Source organism: Stenotrophomonas sp. TWI1183 (assembly GCF_039673115.1).
Lineage (GTDB): Bacteria > Pseudomonadota > Gammaproteobacteria > Xanthomonadales > Xanthomonadaceae > Stenotrophomonas > Stenotrophomonas maltophilia_AA.
This window is the reverse complement of record NZ_JBDJKZ010000002.1, coordinates 37,558-56,868: the sequence shown is the minus strand read 5'-3', so window position 1 is coordinate 56,868 and position 19,311 is coordinate 37,558. Positions and strand designations below refer to the sequence as shown.

Annotated in this window: 12 protein-coding genes and 1 pseudogene; 8 read left to right on the top strand and 5 right to left on the bottom strand. The window is 64.5% G+C overall.

From position 1 onward, the window contains the following. The first annotated feature begins 101 nt into the window (after positions 1-101). The 5 genes and pseudogenes from hslU (at position 102) to ABE434_RS02605 (ending at position 10,075) form a co-directional block, all read left to right on the top strand. Positions 102-1,475 (top strand): ATP-dependent protease ATPase subunit HslU, encoded by a 1,374-nt coding sequence (gene hslU, locus ABE434_RS02625; RefSeq protein WP_346477728.1) that lies wholly within the window; start codon positions 102-104, stop codon positions 1,473-1,475. Positions 1,476-2,066: 591 nt separating this feature from the next. After that, positions 2,067-2,969: pseudogene (locus ABE434_RS02620) on the top strand (IS110 family transposase); the annotation flags it as partial. 395 nt (positions 2,970-3,364) lie between these two features. Further along, positions 3,365-8,686, top strand: coding sequence for a wall-associated protein (locus ABE434_RS02615; RefSeq protein WP_346477727.1), 5,322 nt, complete (start codon positions 3,365-3,367; stop codon positions 8,684-8,686). Further along, complete coding sequence (locus ABE434_RS02610) at positions 8,686-9,627, top strand: RHS repeat-associated core domain-containing protein (protein WP_346477726.1); 942 nt, start codon at positions 8,686-8,688, stop codon at positions 9,625-9,627. Before ABE434_RS02615 ends, ABE434_RS02610 begins: the two co-directional genes overlap by 1 nt. Further along, positions 9,599-10,075, top strand: a complete 477-nt coding sequence (locus ABE434_RS02605) for a hypothetical protein (RefSeq protein ID WP_346477725.1) — start codon at positions 9,599-9,601, stop codon at positions 10,073-10,075. Before ABE434_RS02610 ends, ABE434_RS02605 begins: the two co-directional genes overlap by 29 nt. Before the next feature lie 646 nt (positions 10,076-10,721). Here the strand turns inward: ABE434_RS02605 and ABE434_RS02600 are convergent. After that, positions 10,722-11,390 (bottom strand): TetR family transcriptional regulator, encoded by a 669-nt coding sequence (locus ABE434_RS02600; RefSeq protein ID WP_346477724.1) that lies wholly within the window; start codon positions 11,388-11,390, stop codon positions 10,722-10,724. Between the two features lie 231 nt (positions 11,391-11,621). Here ABE434_RS02600 and smeD point away from each other — a divergent pair, with 231 nt between their 5' ends. The 3 genes from smeD to ABE434_RS02585 are packed head-to-tail and all read left to right on the top strand — an operon-like array spanning position 11,622 to position 17,349. After that, positions 11,622-12,800 carry a multidrug efflux RND transporter periplasmic adaptor subunit SmeD gene (gene smeD, locus ABE434_RS02595; protein ID WP_346477723.1) on the top strand — a complete coding sequence of 393 codons (1,179 nt, stop codon included), beginning with the start codon at positions 11,622-11,624 and terminating at the stop codon, positions 12,798-12,800. A 12-nt stretch (positions 12,801-12,812) separates the two neighbouring features. After that, a complete protein-coding gene (gene smeE / locus ABE434_RS02590) occupies positions 12,813-15,959 on the top strand; it encodes a multidrug efflux RND transporter permease subunit SmeE (RefSeq protein WP_346477722.1) in 3,147 nt (1,048 codons plus the stop codon). Further along, the gene (locus ABE434_RS02585; RefSeq protein WP_176988156.1) at positions 15,952-17,349 is read left to right on the top strand and encodes an efflux transporter outer membrane subunit; all 1,398 of its coding nucleotides are present in this window, start codon (positions 15,952-15,954) and stop codon (positions 17,347-17,349) included. Before smeE ends, ABE434_RS02585 begins: the two co-directional genes overlap by 8 nt. A 39-nt stretch (positions 17,350-17,388) precedes the next feature. Here ABE434_RS02585 and ABE434_RS02580 read toward each other — a convergent pair whose 3' ends face one another. The 4 genes from ABE434_RS02580 to ABE434_RS02565 form a co-directional block, all read right to left on the bottom strand. Continuing rightward, positions 17,389-17,808 (bottom strand): low affinity iron permease family protein, encoded by a 420-nt coding sequence (locus ABE434_RS02580; protein WP_346477721.1) that lies wholly within the window; start codon positions 17,806-17,808, stop codon positions 17,389-17,391. Positions 17,809-17,884: 76 nt separating this feature from the next. Then, positions 17,885-18,217: a hypothetical protein gene (locus ABE434_RS02575; RefSeq protein ID WP_346477720.1), complete on the bottom strand. Its 333-nt coding sequence runs from the start codon at positions 18,215-18,217 to the stop codon at positions 17,885-17,887. A 62-nt stretch (positions 18,218-18,279) separates the two neighbouring features. Continuing rightward, entirely contained in the window at positions 18,280-18,558 is a 279-nt protein-coding gene (locus ABE434_RS02570; RefSeq protein WP_346477719.1) for a hypothetical protein, read from the bottom strand. A gap of 254 nt (positions 18,559-18,812) precedes the next feature. Continuing rightward, on the bottom strand, positions 18,813-19,265 hold the full coding sequence (locus ABE434_RS02565) for a nucleoside deaminase (RefSeq protein WP_176988159.1): 453 nt from the start codon (positions 19,263-19,265) through the stop codon (positions 18,813-18,815). Between the last annotated feature and the right edge of the window lie 46 nt (positions 19,266-19,311).

Sequence of the window (19,311 nt, the reverse complement as noted above, 5' to 3'; positions counted from 1 at the left end):
ATCCGGTCAGCCCCGCATGACGTGGCTCTACAGCAGCGTTACGTCGCTGCCAGGCAGGCCGGTGATACGACATTCCACCCCATATCCTCGTGAGCACATCCATGCCGCACAAGATTGAAGTTTCTTCCGCCACCATGACCCCGCGCGAGATCGTGCAGGAGCTGGACCGGCACATCGTCGGCCAGCACGACGCCAAGCGCGCGGTCGCCATCGCGCTGCGCAACCGCTGGCGCCGCATGCAGCTGCCGGCCGAGCTGCGCAACGAAGTCATGCCCAAGAACATCCTCATGATCGGCCCGACCGGCGTCGGCAAGACCGAGATCGCGCGTCGCCTGGCCACGTTGGCCAATGCGCCGTTCGTCAAGGTCGAGGCCACCCGTTTCACCGAGGTCGGCTACGTCGGCAAGGACGTGGAGCAGATCATCCGCGACCTCGCCGATACCGCGGTCAAGCTGTATCGCGAGCAGGCCAAGGTGCGCGTGCGCACCCAGGCCGAAGAGCGCGCCGAAGACCGCATCCTCGATGCGCTGCTGCCGCGGCGCAGCACCGGTATCGGCTTCGATGCCGACGCCGCGCGCAATGAGCCGTCCGCGCAGGACAACGAGACCCGCATCAAGTTCCGCCGCATGCTGCGCAACGGTGAGCTGGACGAGCGCGAGATCGAACTGGAAGTGTCGGCCAACGTCAGCATGGACATCATGACCCCGCCGGGCATGGAAGAAATGGGCCAGCAGCTGCGCCAGATGTTCTCCAGCATGGGCGGCGCGAAGGCGCAGAAGCGCACGCTGTCGATCAAGGCCGCGCGCCCGCTGCTGATCGAGGAAGAGGCCGGCAAGCTGGTCAACGAAGACGACATCCGCAGTGCGGCGATCGAGGCCTGCGAGCAGCACGGCATCGTGTTCATCGATGAGATCGACAAGGTCGCCAAGCGCGGTGACAACGTCGGCGGTGGCGATGTCTCGCGCGAAGGCGTGCAGCGCGATCTGCTGCCGCTGGTGGAAGGCTCCAACGTGTCCACCAAGTACGGCACGATCAAGACCGACCACATCCTGTTCATCGCCTCCGGTGCGTTCCACCTGGCCAAGCCCAGCGATCTGATCCCGGAACTGCAGGGTCGTTTCCCGATCCGCGTGGAGCTGGGGGCGCTGAGCAAGCAGGACTTCGTGCGCATCCTGACCGAGCCGAAGGCCGCGCTGACCAAGCAGTACGAAGCGCTGCTGCAGACCGAAGGCGTCTCGATGAAGTTCACCGTCGACGCGGTGGACCGTCTGGCCGAGATTGCCTTCCAGGTCAACGAGCGCCAGGAAAACATCGGCGCGCGGCGCCTGCACACCGTGCTGGAGCGCCTGCTGGATACGCTGAGCTATGAGGCCCCGGACCGCGATGGCGAGACCATCAGCATCGACCAGGCGTATGTCGATGCGCATCTGGGTGAGCTGGTGCAGGATCCGGACCTGAGCCGCTACATCCTGTAACGGTGGGTGGTATGAACTGAAAGGGCGGCACTTCGGTGCCGCCTTTTTTTGTTGGCTCGGCGTGGGTGAGGTTGCGGGCAATCCACGGGTACCGGCCGTTGCCCGGTAGCCTCATGCATTTCGGCGAACAGCCCTTTGCCGGCGGTTACCTGGCTTTGGCGGGACGATGCGGGTTTGCGGGGGACGCCGTGAACCCGTCCTTGGGGGCTTGGTCGCAGCATCGATGCTGATCATATCCCCGCAAACTGGTCCCGACCCGCCTTTCATAGTGTGGCGTTGCCACGGGAGAAGCGGGGGCAATGTCAACGTCAATGGCGTCTTGGTTTGGGGGCCATGCGTTGAAGGGGCGATTGGGTTAATCGGCAGTCGTCGTGCGACCGACTCTTATCTGTTCGGAATCTGGCACTGTGGGTGTCGAGAGCCGGCGTAAGCCGCCGTATGACTCTAGATCTCAGCGATCGCTTGGTAGCCAGGTGCCCACGCCGGTATCTCCCTTGCATCGCCCGAACGGTTGCCAGAGTAGGCGCTCGTAGACGTAAGACTGGGCAAACGGGGGAGCTCTCGGCCCCACCAGCCTAGCGGAGAACGCTCATGAATGGCATCGGGATTGATGTATGCAAGGCAATGTTGGATGTGGCCGTTTTTGAGGCCCATTTGCGCAATTTCACAACACGCCGGCGGGACATCGCAAGCTATTGTCTTGTCTGGAGAAACTGGGTTCGAGCAGGAAGGTCCTAGAGGCTTCCGGAGGATATGAACAGCGGGTTCTGGATGCGCTATTCAGCGCCGGCCATCAAGTCGTGCGAGAGAATGCCCGGCGCAGTCATTCTTTCGCTGATGCCGCGGCCCTGCCGGCGAAGACAGATCGACTGGATGCCATCAACCTGGCTCAGATGGCTCAGATGGCTCAGATGGCTCAAGTGGCTGACGCGCTGAAGTTGCGCCTCTACCGGCCAATGGAGGCGTGGCGAGCACGCCTGCGGGAATTTGTATGTGCGCGGCTGCAGCTGATAGAGATGATCTCTGCCGCTCAGAACCAGCTTCAGCACGTGACTGATAGCGGTTTAAGTCGTCAGCTGAAGGCCAACCTTCAACAGATGCAGAGGAACTGCAGTCGGTTGGAGCAGCAGATTGCCGAACAAGTCCGTGAGCAACCGCAGCTGGAGGCCATGAAAGTCCTCAAGGGTGTCGGCCCGGTGCTGCAATCTGTCTTGGCTGCCCATCTGCCCATCTGCCCATCTGCCCGAGCTGGGCGTGCTGAATCGAAAGGCGATTGCCAAGTTGGTGGGGATGGCACCCATCGCCCGCGACAGCGGAAGCATGCGGGGCCTAAGAAGGATCTGCTATGGACGAATTGAAGTATGCAACGTGCTGTACAGGGCCTGTCTATCGGCCATCCGGCACGAGCCTGTCATCGGGAAGTTCTATCAATCCCTCAAAAAGCGAGGGAAGCCCAGCAAGGTCGCGATAGTAGCGGCCATGCACAAGATGCTGCCTACGTTCGTCCGGCATCAACGGAATCGCGGCGTGCGCGTCATACGTCCTGCATCCACGGAATCGCCCCGTACCCATCATGCGACCCGTTTCGGCGGATCCATGCTCTGCGCACCGTGCGCCACGGCGATCAGAAAACTCTGGCATCGATGTAGGAAAACCACGCGTCGCGCTCCTAGTTTGCCACTTTGCCAAATTTGGCGACTTCAAGCCATTGACGCGATCGTCACGTTTCGTTCATAAAAGCAACCTGATTGCGCGCGCTACAGGGGTTCCACATCTGCTGACGTCTGTTCTGGCTGCCATCCGGCGGCCGGGCGAACTGCGGCGGGTTGAAAACACGCCCTGCAGCGATGCGCCGCACCGGACTGCATCCAGGGGAGTGAGTAATGCGAATGAACGCTGCCGATCGGACCGCCAGGCAACCCGCCTGGAGCCGCGCCCTTCACCTTCTGACCGCTGTCAGCCTGCTGCTGCCATTGGCCGCGCACGCCCAGATCGTGCCGACCTGGCGCGAGGAGTACGACAAGCGGCTGAAGTACGGCGACCTTGTCGAACCGCTGAAGGGTGAGATCTTCGGCGAGAAGGTCAATCTGTATGACGGCTCGGTCAGCTTCAGCGCGACCGATATCACCCTGCCCGGCAACAGCAGCATGGCCGTGTCTATCAGCCGCAGCTACGGCGACATGGGTGGCAATCGGAACGACAAAGAGTTCGGCAGCTGGACTCTGGACATCCCCTCGCTTACGGGCACCTATGGCGACCAGCCCGAGACCCAGGTCGGTGGGCACTGGACCCCGGCTGCCCGCTGCTCGACGGTAATCGCGCCGCCCCTGCTGAAGGTGTGGAATTACCGGCGCACCCAGCTCATCAACTTTGATTCGCACACCTATTGGGATGGCGTACGCCTGACCCTGCCCGGTGGCAACGGCGAAAACGTGCTGGCCGGTAGTGGCGACGCGCGCCAGCCCGTGCCCCAGGTTGGCCAGCCAACGCCTTGGAACACCAAGGGTGGCTGGTTCTTCTCCTGCCTTAGCGCACTGAAGAGCGGCCAGCAGGGCGAAGGCTTCTTGGGTCACGCCCCGGATGGCACCAAGTACTACTTCGATTGGATGGTCGCGCGTTATAACGACCCAGCGGTGCTGCAGCCATATGACACCGTCACTCATGCCACTCTGCAACGCAAGAAGGTCTTCCTGTACCCCTCGCAGGTGGTGGACCGCTTCGGCAACTGGGTACGCTATGAGTGGACCGGCGGCCGGCTTGACCGCATTGTCGCCAATGACGGCCGCAGCATCAGCCTTGCCTACGACGCACAGGGCCGCATCAGTACGGCCACGGCCGGTAACCGCACTTGGACCTACTCCTACCTGCCCAGCGGCCCGTTGCAGTCGGTAACGCTGCCCGATGGCACGGCGTGGAGCTACAATTTCCCGCCCGTGTACGTGACCAAGAAGTACCAGGAGTACACGGGTCAGCCGGTTACCGATTACATCGAGAACCCGGCCATGTGCGCGAAGACCAACAAGATCGTGCAGACGGAAGTGGTTGCCAGCGTTACACATCCATCCGGTGCCGTTGGAACCTTCGCGTTCCGTCCGTTCCGTCACGGACGCAAGAACGTGCCCTTCAACTGCCAGACCTCCGGCGATGACCAGCTGATCGCGGACGGCTGGAACATGACGCCGATCTACCGGGATGCCATGTCGCTGGTCACCAAGACCATCAGTGGCCCGGGCATGCCCACCGCGCAATGGACATACCAGTACACCAACCTGGGTTGGGAATACGACCGGAACCTGACTCAGCAAGGTTGGCCCATAATTCCTGCAGGTCAGTCGGAACCCAAGATAACTATCGAAACCTTACCCGATGGCGTGATCAGGACCTACGAGTTCGGCAAGGAAGTCGCCTACAACGACGGCCTGCTGCTGGGCACCACCACCCGCAGCGGCGGCACCGTGGTTCGCGTGGACCGGAACAACTACTACCCCAACGCGCAGTTGCCCAGCGCGCCGTTCCCGCAGGCCGCCGGCCGCAACCTGAAGTATGGGGCCACCGAACTGGGCGAGCACCTCAATCGCCCGGTACAGAGCACCACCGTGCAGCAGGACGGCGTGTTGTTCACCCGTCAGGTGCAGACGTTTGATGCGTCCATCCGCGAAGTCGCCGTGGTGGAATCCAACAACGCCGGCTTCAGCCGCAGCACCAGCACTGAGTACTACGACAATGCGCAGCTGTGGGTGCGCGGGCAGACCGCCCGCAGCATCGTCAACGGCATCGAGCAGTCGCGCACCGAGTTCGACGGCAACACCGCCCAGCCGCTGCGCGCCTACAGCTTCGGCAAGCTGGCCCAGCAGGTCAGCTATGCCGCCGATGGCACCGTGAGCACGGTCACCGACGGGCGCGGCAACACCAGCCACCTCTCTGCGTGGAAGCGCGGCGTTCCGCAGCAGCTGCGACTGCCCCCGACGCCTGAAGCGCCCAACGGTGCGACCCGTCAGGTGGAGGTGGACGACAACGGCTGGATCACCGCGCTCACCAACGAGGTCGGTGCAACCACCCGCTACACCTACGACAGCATGGGCCGGCTGCGCACGCAGCAGTTCCCCGCTGGTGACAGCGTGGCCTGGAACGGGGCCACACTGGACCTGCAGCGCCTGGGCGCTGCCCAGTACGGCGTACCCGCCGGCGCATGGAAGCACTCGCGCACGCTGGGTGGCCTGCGCACGGATACCTACCTGGACACCATGTTCCGGCCGGTGCTGGTCACCCAGAACCTCAACAACGCACTGGACAGCGCCACCGTCACCCGCTACGACAGCAGCGGCAAGACCGTGTTCGCCTCCTACCCCACCCGCCAGCTGAGCGACATCAACCAGGCCCTGGCCGGCACTACCACCCAGTACGACGCACTGGGTCGCGCCAGGATCGTGCGCCAGACCTCGGAGCTGGGTGACCTGATCAGCACCACCGAATACCTTGGCAACCTCACGGTGCGCAGCACCAATCCGCGCGGGCAAGCCACCACCACCCGGCACCAGACCTACGACCAACCCACCTACGAGTTGCCGCTGACCATCCAGCATCCCGAGGGCGTGGTCACCGAGATCCAGCGCGACAGCCTGGGCAAGCCGTTGGCCATCATCCGCCGCAGTGGTGACGGCAGCCGGTCGCTGACCCGCCGTTATGTGTACGACGGGTATCAGCAGTTGTGCAAAACCGTCGAGCCGGAAACCGGGGCCACCCTGCAGGACTACGATGCGGCCGGCAACGTGGTGTGGTCCGCGGCGGGCACCACCCTGACCAGCACCACCACCTGCAACCAGGCCGAGGGTCTGGCCAGCGGCCGCGCCGTGCAGCGCAGCTACGACGCACTGAACCGCCTGCAGCAACTGGCCTTCCCGGACAACCGTGGCAACCAGAGCTGGAGCTACACCGCCGACGGCCTGCCGGCTGAGATCAGTACCACCAACGACCTGGCCACCCTGCCGGTGGTGAACCGCTACCAGTACAACCTGCGCCGCCTGCTTACGGCCGAAACCCTGCAGCACGGCCAGCTGGGCACGGTGAGCTTAGGCTACAGCTACGACGGCAACGGCAATCTTGCCGGGCAGACCTACCCCGGCGGTGCCAGCGTGGCCTACCAGCCCGACGCCGCCGGCCGCGCCACCGCCGTGGGCACCTATGCCCAGCAGGCGAGCTACTACGCCAACGGGGCACTGGCCGGCTTCGTGTACGGCAACGGCATTGCCCACAGCATGACCCAGAACGCACGCGGCCTGCCCGAGCGCAGCCGCGATGCCGGGGCTGGCGGTGCCGTGCATGACGACAGCTACGACTACGACGCCGCCGGCAACGTGCTGGCCATCTCCGACGGCCTGCCCGGTGCGCCCGGCAACCGCGACATGAGCTACGACGGCCTGGACCGCCTGCGCGCGGTCACCGCCGCCAGCTTCGGCAACGCGCTGTACGAGTACGACGCGCTGGACAACCTGCGCCGCGCCAAGGTCGGCAGCCGCGACCGCACCCATTACTTCGACCCGTCCAACCGTCTGGTCAACGTGATGGATACCGGTACCGGGGCCACCGTGACCGGCCTGAACTACGACGTGCAGGGCAATCTGTCCATGCGCAACGGCCAGGCTTTCACCTTCGACTACGGCAACCGCCTGCGCGAAGTGGCCAGCGCCGAGCGTTACGAGTATGACGCGCACGGCCGCCGGGTGAAGTCGCTCGGCGCAGACGGTGCCATCTATTCGTTCTACGACAACGGCGGCGTGCTGCGGTACCAGCGCAACGAGCGTACCGGCAAGAAGACGAATTACATGTACCTGTCCGGCAGCCTGGTGGCACGCGTCAATGACGCTGCGGCACCCAGCGTGCCGGCGCTCAGCGCGCCCGGTTATATCACCCAGGGCAGCGTGACCTTGACCTGGACGGCAGCTGGTGCTGCCAACCGCTATGAGCTGCAGCAATTAAGGGGCGGCAATTGGCTGGGCCTGTACAACGGCACCGCCCTCACCTACGTAGCCAGTAACCTACAGACCGGCAGCTACCAATACCGGGTGCGCGGTTGCCGTGAGGTGTGCGGTGACTGGAGCAACATCGCCGCCGTGGCCGTGGAACTGCCCCCCAGCGGCGTGCCGTCCGTGACCACCCCGGCCACCGCCTACAACGGCAGCTACACCATCAGCTGGACCGCATCCAACGGTGCGGCCACCTACGAACTGCAGGAAAGCGCGAATGGCGGCAGCTGGACGCTGGTACAGAACACCGCCGCCCGCTCTTTGGCTATCAGTGGCAAGCCCACTGGCAGCTTCGGCTACCGCGTGCGCGCCTGTAACCCGGTGGGCTGCACCGGCTATACCGCGACCGCCACTACTGCTGTGGTCTACCCGCCGACGGCCGCCCCCAGTCTAAGTGCCCCCGCCCGTGTGGGTCCGGGCAGCATCGGCATTGGCTGGATCGCCATCGCCGGCGCGACCCGCTACACCCTGCAGGAAAGCGCCAACGGTGCGGCGTGGGTGACCCTGTTCGACGGCAACGCCAGCTCGTACGCCACACCAGCCCGCAGCGTGGGCAGCTACGCCTACCGCGTGGCGGCGTGTAATGGCGCGGGCTGTGGCAACTGGTCAGGAAACGCCGGTGTCACCGTGGTCAGTGCGCCGACCCTGGAACCGGTGATCAATGCGCCGGGTTTGGTGAATGTGCGCGACTACGCCTTCAGCTGGAGCACGCCGGCCAATACCGAGTACTTCATCCTGCAGGAAAGCGCCAATGGTGCAGGCTGGGTCACGCTGCTGGCTGATGGCCGCACCTCGGCTGCAGTGGGACGGGACAATGGCAGCTATGCCTACCGTGTACAGGCCTGCAACTTTGTCGGCTGCGGCCCATGGTCGGGAATCGCCACGGTCAATGTGGTGCTGCCGCCGTCGATGCCGTTAATCAATGTCGCCAACTGGCTGACTACCAGAAGGGCACCCTACAAAGTGTGGTGCGATGCTAACTGGACGCCGGTGACGAACGCCACCGAGTACCAGTTGGAAACGGGCGTGGGGGGCAAGCACCTGTACACCGGACCCAAAACTTACGTCGCCGCAGCCGGCAATGCGTACTGTGGTTCACCAATTCGGGCGCGCGCGTGCAACGCAGGTGGTTGTTCGGAATGGTCCCCACTGTTTACCCCCGCCCGTGGCGTCTACGAGACCGACTGATGAACGCGATCAAGAACATGAGCATGCTGATGCGCGGGTTGTTGGTGCTGGTGCTGGCGGCAGGGATGCTGCCGGCTGCCCAGGCGGTCGAGACCGTGGAGTACATCCACACCGATGCGTTGGGCTCGCCGGTGGCGGTGACCGATGCCAATGGCGTGGTGATCGAACGGACCGTCTACGAGCCGTATGGGGCGGTGGTGGGTGGGCCGGTGAAGGATGGTCCGGGGTATACCGGGCATGTGTCTGACTCGGCTACTGGGCTGAGTTACATGCAGCAGCGGTACTACGATCCAACAACAGGCATCTTTGTTTCAGTTGACCCAATCACCGCACTACAAGGCGGTGGTGCAAGGTACATGTATGCCAAGTCCAATCCTTACAACTTCGTGGACCCAGATGGAAGGTGCGCCGCAAAGCTTGGCACAAAAATATGTATGAACGACACGCATCTGAAATCGGAGCTGAAAAAGCTGGATGCAGCATCGAAGCTCAAAGCACACGCGACTCCAGCCATAGCCGCCAGCTACTTCGCCGGGAAAGCAATCCCCCTGCAGGAAGCGTCTGGGCGAGAGGTCTTCGCCAACATGGAAGAGCGGCACTCAACCGACTTTCGAATCGTTGATTGGACCGGCGGTGACAGCCCCAACTCCGCTCCGTTTGTTAGATATACTGGGAATTACACTTGGAAGGCGATGCTACACACGCACCCGGAGGCAAATCTTCATAGTGGAAACGGCGCATACGCGACGGGAGGAAAATTCTACTATGTCGGCATCACTGACGATCACGATATTGCGCGCGCATTCGGCGCAAAGATAGACAGCTACGTGGCCAGGCCTGATGGAAAAGTTGTATGGTTTGACCAAAAGGGCTGGAGAAAGGCCGGCGTTTCATCAGGCGAGGAGAAGGTTTATGCAGGTCATTTCGAGAAAGTGCTTTAGCGCTGCTTCCACGGTCGCTGTTGCTACTCTTGCAGTCGGCTTTGCATGTGGATACGCGTCGACCCCGGTAAAGCACAACCAGTGCAACATTGAGGAGCAGCGGGCTGGGAAAGCTGTCTGCGGCACACCTTTGACAAGGCTGATCGTCGCCCCCGGCGATTTTGAAGGATTGAGGGTAGAGACCAGCGGATTCATGCTCTATGAAGGCGCGAAAGGAGTTGTCTTCTATCCATCTGATTCCTTGCCCAACAGAACCGACGCATATAGCTGCATCGTAGTGTGGTCAGATAGTTCAAAAATTGACTGGCCCTCGCCGGAGCCTGAACATGGAGTTTACTTCGCCACCGTTGTGGGGACGGTTAGCGTTTCTGACCGTCGAAGAACCTGCTCAGCAGAACTTACCGGAGCGGAAGTCTCAGATGTTTCGGTTGTCAAGCTGCATAAATGAGAAATGCTCACGCCTTCCATGAGGGACTCGATACTGGTGCCTACAAGGTGCAGATCATGATTGAAACAGCCGCATCAGCTGCGATCTCCGGGATGTCGACACGGACATCGTCTAACGCGAACTGACTGCCATGCCAACGGAATGACAGCGCCAGGGGGCCCGACACCTGCCGGTCAATCGTCAAGCGCTGCATCGAGGAGACCCGGGGATGGAAGGTATCCAAGTACATCGTTCGGAAACTCAGAGGGGGGGCATGCGGCACATGAGCAGGCAGAAGCATTGGAATTCCGGACTCACCCCCACTGCCCGATTCGGAGAGCCGGCAGCTGTCTTCGGGAACCTGCATCGTGGGATTGGAGAAATGCAGCTAGGTCATGATTGAGGCGGCACGCAGGGAGTGCCGTGACCATTGGTATCGGATTCGGCGGCTAGGGCGTCGGGGCGGGTTTGCGGGCCGTCTAAAACATGGATGTTTTTGACGATCCTCCATGGACGGGTTCACGGCGTGTCCCGCACACCCTGCACCGGACGGCCAAACCCACGGAACCGATGCCCACCGGCTGTTCGCCTGAATGCATGAGGCTGCCGGGCAGAGCCCGGCACCCAGGCAACCCATGCAATCCGAGGAGGCGGCCAGCGGCCGGCACTACGCCTCGTCGTCGGTCGGCAGCGCCGTCGGCGGGGCACCCGGGGTGAATACACCCGGTTTGACGAAGGCGCTGAAGATCGCATCCAGCGTCTGCATGCCGTCGCGCTGGATCTCGAACAGCTCAGGCTCCAGCATGGCGCTGTACAGCACGCCGGTCAGGCTGGTGCTGACGATCCGCGCCACCGTTTCGGCATCCACGTGGTCGCGCAGCTGGCCCAGCTCGCGCGCGCGTTCGAGCGCGGCGGCGATGATCGCCAGCTCCTCGCGGGATGCCTCGCGCTGCAGTTCCTGCATCGCCTGGCTTTCCACCGACAGATCGTTGCGCAGCATGATTTCCATCATGTTGCGCAGCCGCTCGTCCTCGGCCAGCTCCCGGAACGACACCAGCAGCGCCGAACGCAGGTCCAGGATCGGCGTGCTGCGCTTGGCCGAGGTGGTGCGGCGCATCCGCTCGATGAAGGGCACGCGCTCGCGGTCGATCATCGCGGTCAGCACTTCGGCTTTGTTCTTGAAGTGCCAGTACACCGCGCCGCGGGTGAATCCGGCGCGCGCGCCGATCATCGCCAGGCTGGTGCCGGCGACCCCGTATTCATGGAAACAGACCTGGGCCGCGTCGAGGATGCCCTCGCGGGTGGCCTGGGCCTCTTCTTTGGTTTTTCTGGCCATTGCGCTGTGCAGTTGCTGGATGAAACCGGCCTGAATTGTACCGCTTTACAAACAAACATGCATGTATGTATATTTGCGCCCCACTGATCCTCAGCGAGGACTGCCTGCAGATGCCGGCGGGTCTCGTTTCGGATATTTGCCGTTATTTGCTGCCTGTTTGTCGCCATTCTTCGCTTTTATCGGAAGTTGGGCTGCAGGCGCGCCCTTTTCCGTCTGCGAGCCCCTACCGCCATGTCCAGAACCCCGTACCGTCTTCTCGCGCTGTCCCTCGCGATCGCCCTGACCGTGTCCGCCTGTGGCGGCGGTGAGCAGGAGGGTCCGCAGGGCGGCCCCGGCCAGGTCACCGTGGCCACCCTGAAGGCCGAGCAGGTCGGCCTGACCCGTGAGCTGCCGGGCCGCACCAATGCCTTCCTGGTCGCTGAAGTGCGCCCCCAGGTCAACGGCATCGTGGCCAAGCGGCTGTTCACCGAAGGCGGCCTGGTCACTGCGGGGCAGCCGCTGTATCAGCTCGATGACGCCAGCTATCGCGCCCAGGCCAACAGCGCCCGTGCCCAGCTGGCCCGCGCCGAAGCGACCGCCAATGCCGCACGCCTGAGCGCCAGGCGCATCGGCGAGCTGGCCAAGGTCGAGGCGGTCAGCACCCAGGACAACGAGAACGCGATCGCCGCGCTGAAGCAGGCCGAGGCCGATGTCGGTGCCGCGCGTGCCTCGCTGGATGCCGCCAACGTGACGCTGGGCTATGCGCGGATCACCGCGCCGATCAGCGGCCGCATCGGCAAGTCCTCGGTCACCCAGGGTGCGCTGGTCAGCGCCGGCCAGGCCGAAGCGCTGGCGACCGTGCAGCAGTTGAACCCGATCTATGTCGACCTGACCCAGTCCGCCAGCGAGCTGCTGCAGCTGCGCCGCGAACTGGCCAGCGGCCGCCTGCAGGACAACCAGACCCTGCCGGTGACGATCCTGCTCGACGACGGCACCGAGTTCGACTACAAGGGCACGCTGGAATTCTCCGAAGTCAGCGTCGACCCGACCACCGGCAGCTACGCGCTGCGGGTCAAGGTCGAGAACCCGGACCAGGTGCTGATGCCGGGCATGTACGTGCGTGCCCAGGTCGGCAGCGGCGTGCGCGAGAACGCGATCCTGGTGCCGATGCAGGGCATCGCCCGCGATCCCAAGGGCGATACCAGCGCCATGGTGGTCGGCAAGGACGACAAGGTCGAAGTGCGGCAGGTCAAGGTCAGCCGTTCGCTCGGCGACAAGTGGCTGGTGGAAGACGGGCTCAAGGCCGGTGACAAGGTCATCGTCGAAGGCCTGCAGAAGATCCAGCCGGGCATGCCCGTGCAGGCCACCGAAATGGGCGCGGCCCCGGCCAAGCCGGCCGCCGCGCCGGCGGCTCCCGCCGCCCAGCAGTAACCGGAGAATTCCATGGCACGTTTTTTCATTGATCGCCCCATCTTCGCGTGGGTGATTGCGATCATCATCATGCTCGCCGGTGGCCTGGCGGTGCTCAAGCTGCCGGTGTCGATGTACCCGGAAGTGGCACCGCCGGCCGTCGAGATCAGCGCCAACTATCCGGGTGCATCGGCCAAGGTGGTCGAGGACTCGGTGACGCAGATCATCGAGCAGAACATGAAAGGCCTGGATGGCCTGATCTACTTCTCCTCCAACAGCTCCTCCAATGGCCAGGCCACGATCACGCTGACCTTCCAGAGCGGCACCGACCCGGACATCGCCCAGGTGCAGGTGCAGAACAAGCTGCAGCTGGCGATGCCGCTGCTGCCGCAGGAAGTGCAGCGCCAGGGCATCAACGTGGCCAAGTCGAGCAGCGGCTTCCTGCAGGTGCTCGGCTTCGTGTCTGAAGACGGCAGCATGGATGCCAACGACATCTCCGATTACGTCGGCTCCAACATCGTCGATCCGCTGAGCCGCGTGCCGGGCGTGGGCAACATCCAGGTGTTCGGTGGCAAGTACGCCATGCGCATCTGGCTGGACCCCAACAAGCTGCACACCTACAAGCTGTCCACCGCCGAAGTGATCGCCGCGATCACCGCGCAGAATGCGCAGGTCGCCATCGGCCAGCTCGGCGGCGCGCCGTCGATCAAGGGCCAGCAGCTCAACGCGACCATCAACGCGCAGGACCGCCTGCAGACCCCGGAGCAGTTCCGCAACATCATCGTGCGCAGTGCGCAGGACGGTGCCGAACTGCGCCTGGCCGACGTGGCCCGGGTCGAGCTCGGCGCGGAATCGTACGACTTCGTGACCCGTTACAACGGCAAGCCGTCCTCGGGTATCGCGATCACCCTGGCCACCGGCGCCAACGCGCTGGCCACCGCCAACGGCGTGCGCGCCACCCTGGATGAAATGGCCCCGAACTTCCCGGCCGGCCTGAAGGCGGTGGTGCCGTATGACACCACGCCGTTCGTGCAGGTCTCGATCAAGGGGGTCATCAAGACCCTGATCGAAGCCATCGTGCTGGTGTTCCTGGTGATGTACCTGTTCCTGCAGAACTTCCGCGCGACCCTGATCCCGACGATCGCGGTGCCGGTGGTGCTGCTGGGCACGTTCGGCATCCTGGCCGCGCTGGGCTTCTCGGTGAACATGCTGACCATGTTCGCGATGGTGCTGGCGATCGGCCTGCTGGTCGATGACGCGATCGTGGTGGTGGAGAACGTCGAGCGGATCATGTCCGAGGAAGGACTGTCGCCGCTGGAAGCCACGCGCAAATCCATGAGCCAGATCACCGGCGCGCTGGTCGGCATCGGCCTGGTGCTGTCGGCGGTGTTCGTGCCGATGGCCTTCATGAGCGGTGCCACCGGCGTCATCTACCGCCAGTTCTCGGCCACGATCGTTTCGGCGATGGCGCTGTCGGTGCTGGTCGCGATCGTGCTGACCCCGGCGCTGTGCGCGACCATGCTCAAGCCGCTCAAGAAGGGCGAGCACCACGTGGCCCACAAGGGCTGGTCGGGCCGCTTCTTCAATGCGTTCAACCGCGGCTTCGACCGTTCCAGCACGGGCTACCAGCGTGGCGTGCGCGGCATCCTCGGCCGTCCGTGGCGCTTCATGGGCGTGTTCGCCGCACTGGCGCTGGTGATGGGCCTGCTGTTCATGCGCCTGCCCAGCTCGTTCCTGCCCAATGAAGACCAGGGCATCCTGATGGCGCTGGTGCAGACCCCGGTCGGTGCTACCCAGGAACGCACGCTGGAATCGATCGACAAGCTCGAAAAGCACTTCATGGAGAACGAGGCCGACGCGATCGAGTCGATCTTCTCGGTGCAGGGCTTCAGCTTCGCCGGCATGGGCCAGAACGCGGGCATGGCCTTCGTCAAGCTCAAGGACTGGAAGGACCGCGATGCGGACCAGGGCGCGATGCCGATCACCGGCCGCGCGATGGCCGCGCTGGGCGGGATCAAGGATGCCTTCATCTTCGCCTTCCCGCCGCCGGCGATGCCGGAACTGGGTATCGGCTCGGGCTACACCTTCTTCCTGAAGGACACCAGCGGTGCCGGTCACCAGGCGCTGCTGGACGCACGCAACCAGCTGCTCGGCATGGCCGGGCAGAGCAAGCTGCTGGCCAATGTGCGCCCGAACGGTCAGGAAGACACGCCGCAGCTGCGCATCGACATCGACGTCGGCAAGGCGAGCGCGCTGGGCCTGTCGCTGGAGGCGGTCAACACGACGCTGGCGGCGGCCTGGGGCAGCAGCTACATCGATGACTTCATCGACCGCGGCCGGGTCAAGCGCGTGTATGTGCAGTCCGATGCGCCGTTCCGCATGAACCCGGAAGACTTCAACCTGTGGTCGGTCAAGAACACCGCCGGTGAGATGGTGCCGTTCTCGGCCTTCGCCAGCCAGCGCTGGGACTACGGTTCGCCGCGCCTGGAACGCTACAACGGCGTATCCGCGATGGAGATCCAGGGCGAGCCGGCCGCGGGCGTGGCCTCGGGCGATGCGATGAACGAAGTGGAGAAACTCGCCAAGCAGCTGCCGGCCGGTTTCGACATCGAGTGGACCGCGCTGTCCTACCAGGAACGCCAGGCCGGTTCGCAGACGCCGCTGCTGTACACGCTGTCGCTGCTGATCGTGTTCCTGTGCCTGGCCGCACTGTATGAAAGCTGGAGCGTGCCGACCTCGGTGCTGCTGGTGGCCCCGCTGGGCATCCTCGGCGCGGTGCTGGCCAACACCATGCGTGGCATGGAGCGCGACATCTACTTCCAGGTGGCGATGCTGACCACGGTCGGCCTGACCAGCAAGAACGCGATCCTGATCGTGGAGTTCGCCAAGGAAAACCTGGAGAAGGGCGCCGGCCTGATCGAGGCGACGATGCACGCCGTGCGCGACCGTCTGCGCCCGATCATCATGACCTCGCTGGCCTTCGGCCTGGGCGTGCTGCCGCTGGCGATCGCCTCGGGTGCCGGTTCCGGCGCACAGCAGGCCATCGGTACCGGCGTGCTCGGCGGCATGCTGGTCGGCACGGTGCTGGGTGTGTTCTTCATCCCGCTGTTCTTCGTGGTGGTGCAGCGCGTGTTCAATCGCAGGAAATATGGCAAGAACGCAGGAGGTTCCGATGCGTAAGCCCTTGATGGCCAGCCTGGCGCTGGCCGTGAGCCTGGTGCTGTCCGGCTGCTCGACCCTGGAGCCGCGCAGCACCGAAGTCGCCCCGGCGATTCCCTCGCAGTGGCCTGCCACCGCCACCGCGGGGGCACAGACCGCAACGGCCGACGTTGCCGACATCGGCTGGCGCGACTTCTTCGTCGATCCGCGCCTGCAGGCGGTGATCACCCAGTCGCTGGACAACAACCGCGACCTGCGCGTGGCCGTGCTCAATGTCGAGCGCGCCCGGGCGCAGTACCGGATCCAGCGCGCCGATCGCGTGCCGGCCATCGGCGTGCAGGGGCAGATGACCCGCAGTGGCGGCGATGCCCCGGTGACCGAGCAGTTCAGTGCCAACCTCGGCGTGGTCGAGTTCGAACTGGACCTGTTCGGGCGCGTGCGCAATCTGAGCCAGGCCGCGCTGCAGCAGTACTTCGCCGAAGCGGCCAACCGCCGCAGTGCGCAGCTGTCGCTGGTCGCCGAGGTGGCCAACGCATGGCTGACCCTGGGCGCCGACAGCGAACAGCTGCGGATCGCCCAGGCGACGCTGGCAACCTATGAGGACTCGCTGCGCCTGACCGAGGCGCGTCGTCAGCTCGGCGGCGCCTCTGCGCTGGAACTGAGCCAGACCCGTACGCTGGTGGAGACCGCGCGCACGGATGTGGCGCGCTTCGCCGGGCAGGTCGCGCAGGACCGCAATGCGCTGGTGCTGCTGGCCGGTGGGCCGATCGATGCGTCCCTGCTGCCGCAGGCCGAGGTGACCGACGTGGCCAGCGTGCGTCCGCTGCCGGCCGGCGTGCCGGGCGACGTGCTGCTGCGGCGACCGGACGTGATGGCCGCCGAGCACGTGCTGCTGTCGGCCAACGCCAACATCGGCGCGGCGCGCGCGGCGTTCTTCCCGTCGATCAGCCTGACCGGCAACATCGGTTCGGCCTCGTCGGAGCTGTCGGGTCTGTTCGACAGCGGCACGCGGGTGTGGAGCTTCATTCCGAAGCTCAATCTGCCGATCTTCCAGGGCGGCAAGCTGCGCGCGAACCTGGGCATGGCCACCGCCGATCGCGACATCGCGCTGGCGCAGTACGAAAAGGCGATCCAGTCCGGCTTCCGCGAGGCCGCCGATGCGCTGGCACTGAACGAGAGCCTGGATGCGCAGCTGTCTTCGCAGCAGGCGCTGGTGGCCGCGGCGGAGCAGGCGCAGCAGTTGTCGCAGGCACGCTATGACGCCGGCCTCGACAGCTTCCTGACCTTGCTGGATGCGCGGCGTACCGCGTACACCGCACGCCAGTCGCTGGTCAGCACGCAGCTGGCGCAGCAGTCCAATCAGGTGGCGTTGTACAAGGTGCTCGGCGGCGGTTGGCACGAGCGCGGTTGAGGTATCGCGGGTGCGGCCACGCGGTCGCACCCGTGCCGGTCACGGATCATCGGCCCGGCCATCGCCGTGGCAGCGCCGCGCGCGGTCCAGCGCATTGCCGGCTTCGCGTGCCATCCGTTCGTACTCGCGACGGATTTCTTCCAGCCGCTCTTCATCGAGCTCCTCGAGATCGAGCAGTTCGTTGTTGGCGTCCTTGGTGGCGCGGATCAGTTCATCGAGCTTGATCTGGATCGCGGCGGTGTCCGCGTTCTGGCTGTGCTGGATCAGGAACACCATCAGGAAGGTGATGATGGTGGTACCGGTGTTGATCACCAGCTGCCAGGTGTCATTGAACTTGAAGACCGGGCCGCTCAGGGCCCAGATGACCACGATCGTCACCGCCGCCAGGAAGGTCCACGGCGTTCCCGCCGCATAGGACGCCTTCTTGGCGACAAGATTGAAGAGACTGCGCAGTTTCATGAGGCACGACAGGTGGGAGCCGAGGTGCCTGCATCATTGGTGGGGCGCCGTGCAGGCGCTGTGCAGCCGGCGCGGGTCAGGCGCGGGCATGCAGCCGCGGGCGCGAGGACAGGTCCTGGCGGCCGGCATGGTAGACATGTTCCCAGCACTGATCGACGAACTGGCGTGCCTGTTCTTCGGACAGGCGCGGCATGATCTGCAGCGCGTAGTGGGTCTGGAACATTTCATCGCGCTGCTCATCGCTGGCACGCGGTTGCGTGATCAGCGAATCGCAGGCGAATTTGATCCACGGTACGTAATGGCCGAACGAGCCCGTCCCGAGGTTGCCGTCGGCATGAAGCTGGCGCCAGTGGCTGACTTCGGCGTCGACATCGATGACGGCAGGGATGGAGATCTGGGCGGAAGACATGGTCACTTCAGTCTGGGAAGAAGGGAATCTGGATGATGGCGTAGGGCGCGGTGCAAGCGATGTCATGGCGATGTGGAGCCTGTGTGGCGGTGTTGGCTGCGGTGTTCGCCCAGCAGATGCGCGTGGTGGACCACGCCGAGGCGTTCGGCCAGGGTGGCCAGCCGGTTGCAGACCGCGACGCGGTGATGGGGATGGCGCCGCGTCAACTCATCCTGGATCGCCTGGTAGGCATCCCAGAAAGGCGCGGCGTTGTGGTGGCGTGCGTAATGCACCTGCAGTCTTTCCCACGCGTCCATCAACGCAGGTTCGACGGAGGAGGTGCGGCGGGTTTGGGCATGCATGACGTCTCCTCGACGATGGTGCCCCCTGTGCAACCACCTTAAGACGTTCATGCAGCGCCGTTGTTAGCACCGCGTGTTCGCAGTGTCCGGCAACGGTCGACGGCGCGTGACGGTGCCACGCGCAGACACCCGCGGCACAGGGGCCTGCACCCCGTCCGTGTCACTGAAGCATTCAGAACGTTGCAGCGCCCGCGCGCGCCGCAACGGGAGCGCGCGGAGCTCTTTCGCGCGGATCCGCGCAGGAGCGGGCGTACTTACTCGCCGATGTCTTCGTTCCAGACCTCGGGATGGGCGTTGATGAAGCCGCCGAGCAGGTCGATGCAGGCCTGGCTCTGCATGTCGATCACGGTGACGCCGTTCTCGCGCAGCCAGTCGATGCCGCCCTGGAAGGTGACCGATTCGCCGACCACCACGGTGCCGATGTTGAACTGGCGGACCAGCCCGCTGCAGTACCAGCAGGGGGCCAGGGTGGTGACCATGATGGTGTCCTGGTACCGGCGTTGGCGGCCCGCCTTGCGGAACGCATCGGTCTCGCCGTGCACGGACGGGTCGCCTTCCTGCACGCGGCGGTTGTGGCCGCAGCCGAGCAGGCGGCCATCGTTGTGGTACAGCGCGGCGCCGATCGGGATGCCGCCTTCGGCCAGGCCCTGGCGGGCTTCGGCGATGGCGGTCTCGAGCAGGGCGGCGTAGTCGGGGGTGGTGATCATGCGCAATCCAGGGACGTGAAGGCCTTCATCATAGTGGGCGGCCTGC

Bases quoted from the DNA above. Each gene is read 5' to 3' on its own strand.
- ABE434_RS02585 (WP_176988156.1), top strand. From the start codon at position 15,952: ATGCGTAAGCCCTTGATGGCCAGCCTGGCGCTGGCCGTGAGCCTGGTG.
- smeD (WP_346477723.1), top strand. From the start codon at position 11,622: ATGTCCAGAACCCCGTACCGTCTTCTCGCGCTGTCCCTCGCGATCGCC.
- ABE434_RS02615 (WP_346477727.1), top strand. From the start codon at position 3,365: ATGAACGCTGCCGATCGGACCGCCAGGCAACCCGCCTGGAGCCGCGCC.
- ABE434_RS02605 (WP_346477725.1), top strand. From the start codon at position 9,599: ATGCAGGTCATTTCGAGAAAGTGCTTTAGCGCTGCTTCCACGGTCGCT.
- ABE434_RS02600 (WP_346477724.1), bottom strand. From the start codon at position 11,390: ATGGCCAGAAAAACCAAAGAAGAGGCCCAGGCCACCCGCGAGGGCATC.
- ABE434_RS02580 (WP_346477721.1), bottom strand. From the start codon at position 17,808: ATGAAACTGCGCAGTCTCTTCAATCTTGTCGCCAAGAAGGCGTCCTAT.
- smeE (WP_346477722.1), top strand. From the start codon at position 12,813: ATGGCACGTTTTTTCATTGATCGCCCCATCTTCGCGTGGGTGATTGCG.
- ABE434_RS02610 (WP_346477726.1), top strand. From the start codon at position 8,686: ATGAACGCGATCAAGAACATGAGCATGCTGATGCGCGGGTTGTTGGTG.
- ABE434_RS02570 (WP_346477719.1), bottom strand. From the start codon at position 18,558: ATGCATGCCCAAACCCGCCGCACCTCCTCCGTCGAACCTGCGTTGATG.
- ABE434_RS02565 (WP_176988159.1), bottom strand. From the start codon at position 19,265: ATGATCACCACCCCCGACTACGCCGCCCTGCTCGAGACCGCCATCGCC.
- hslU (WP_346477728.1), top strand. From the start codon at position 102: ATGCCGCACAAGATTGAAGTTTCTTCCGCCACCATGACCCCGCGCGAG.
- ABE434_RS02575 (WP_346477720.1), bottom strand. From the start codon at position 18,217: ATGTCTTCCGCCCAGATCTCCATCCCTGCCGTCATCGATGTCGACGCC.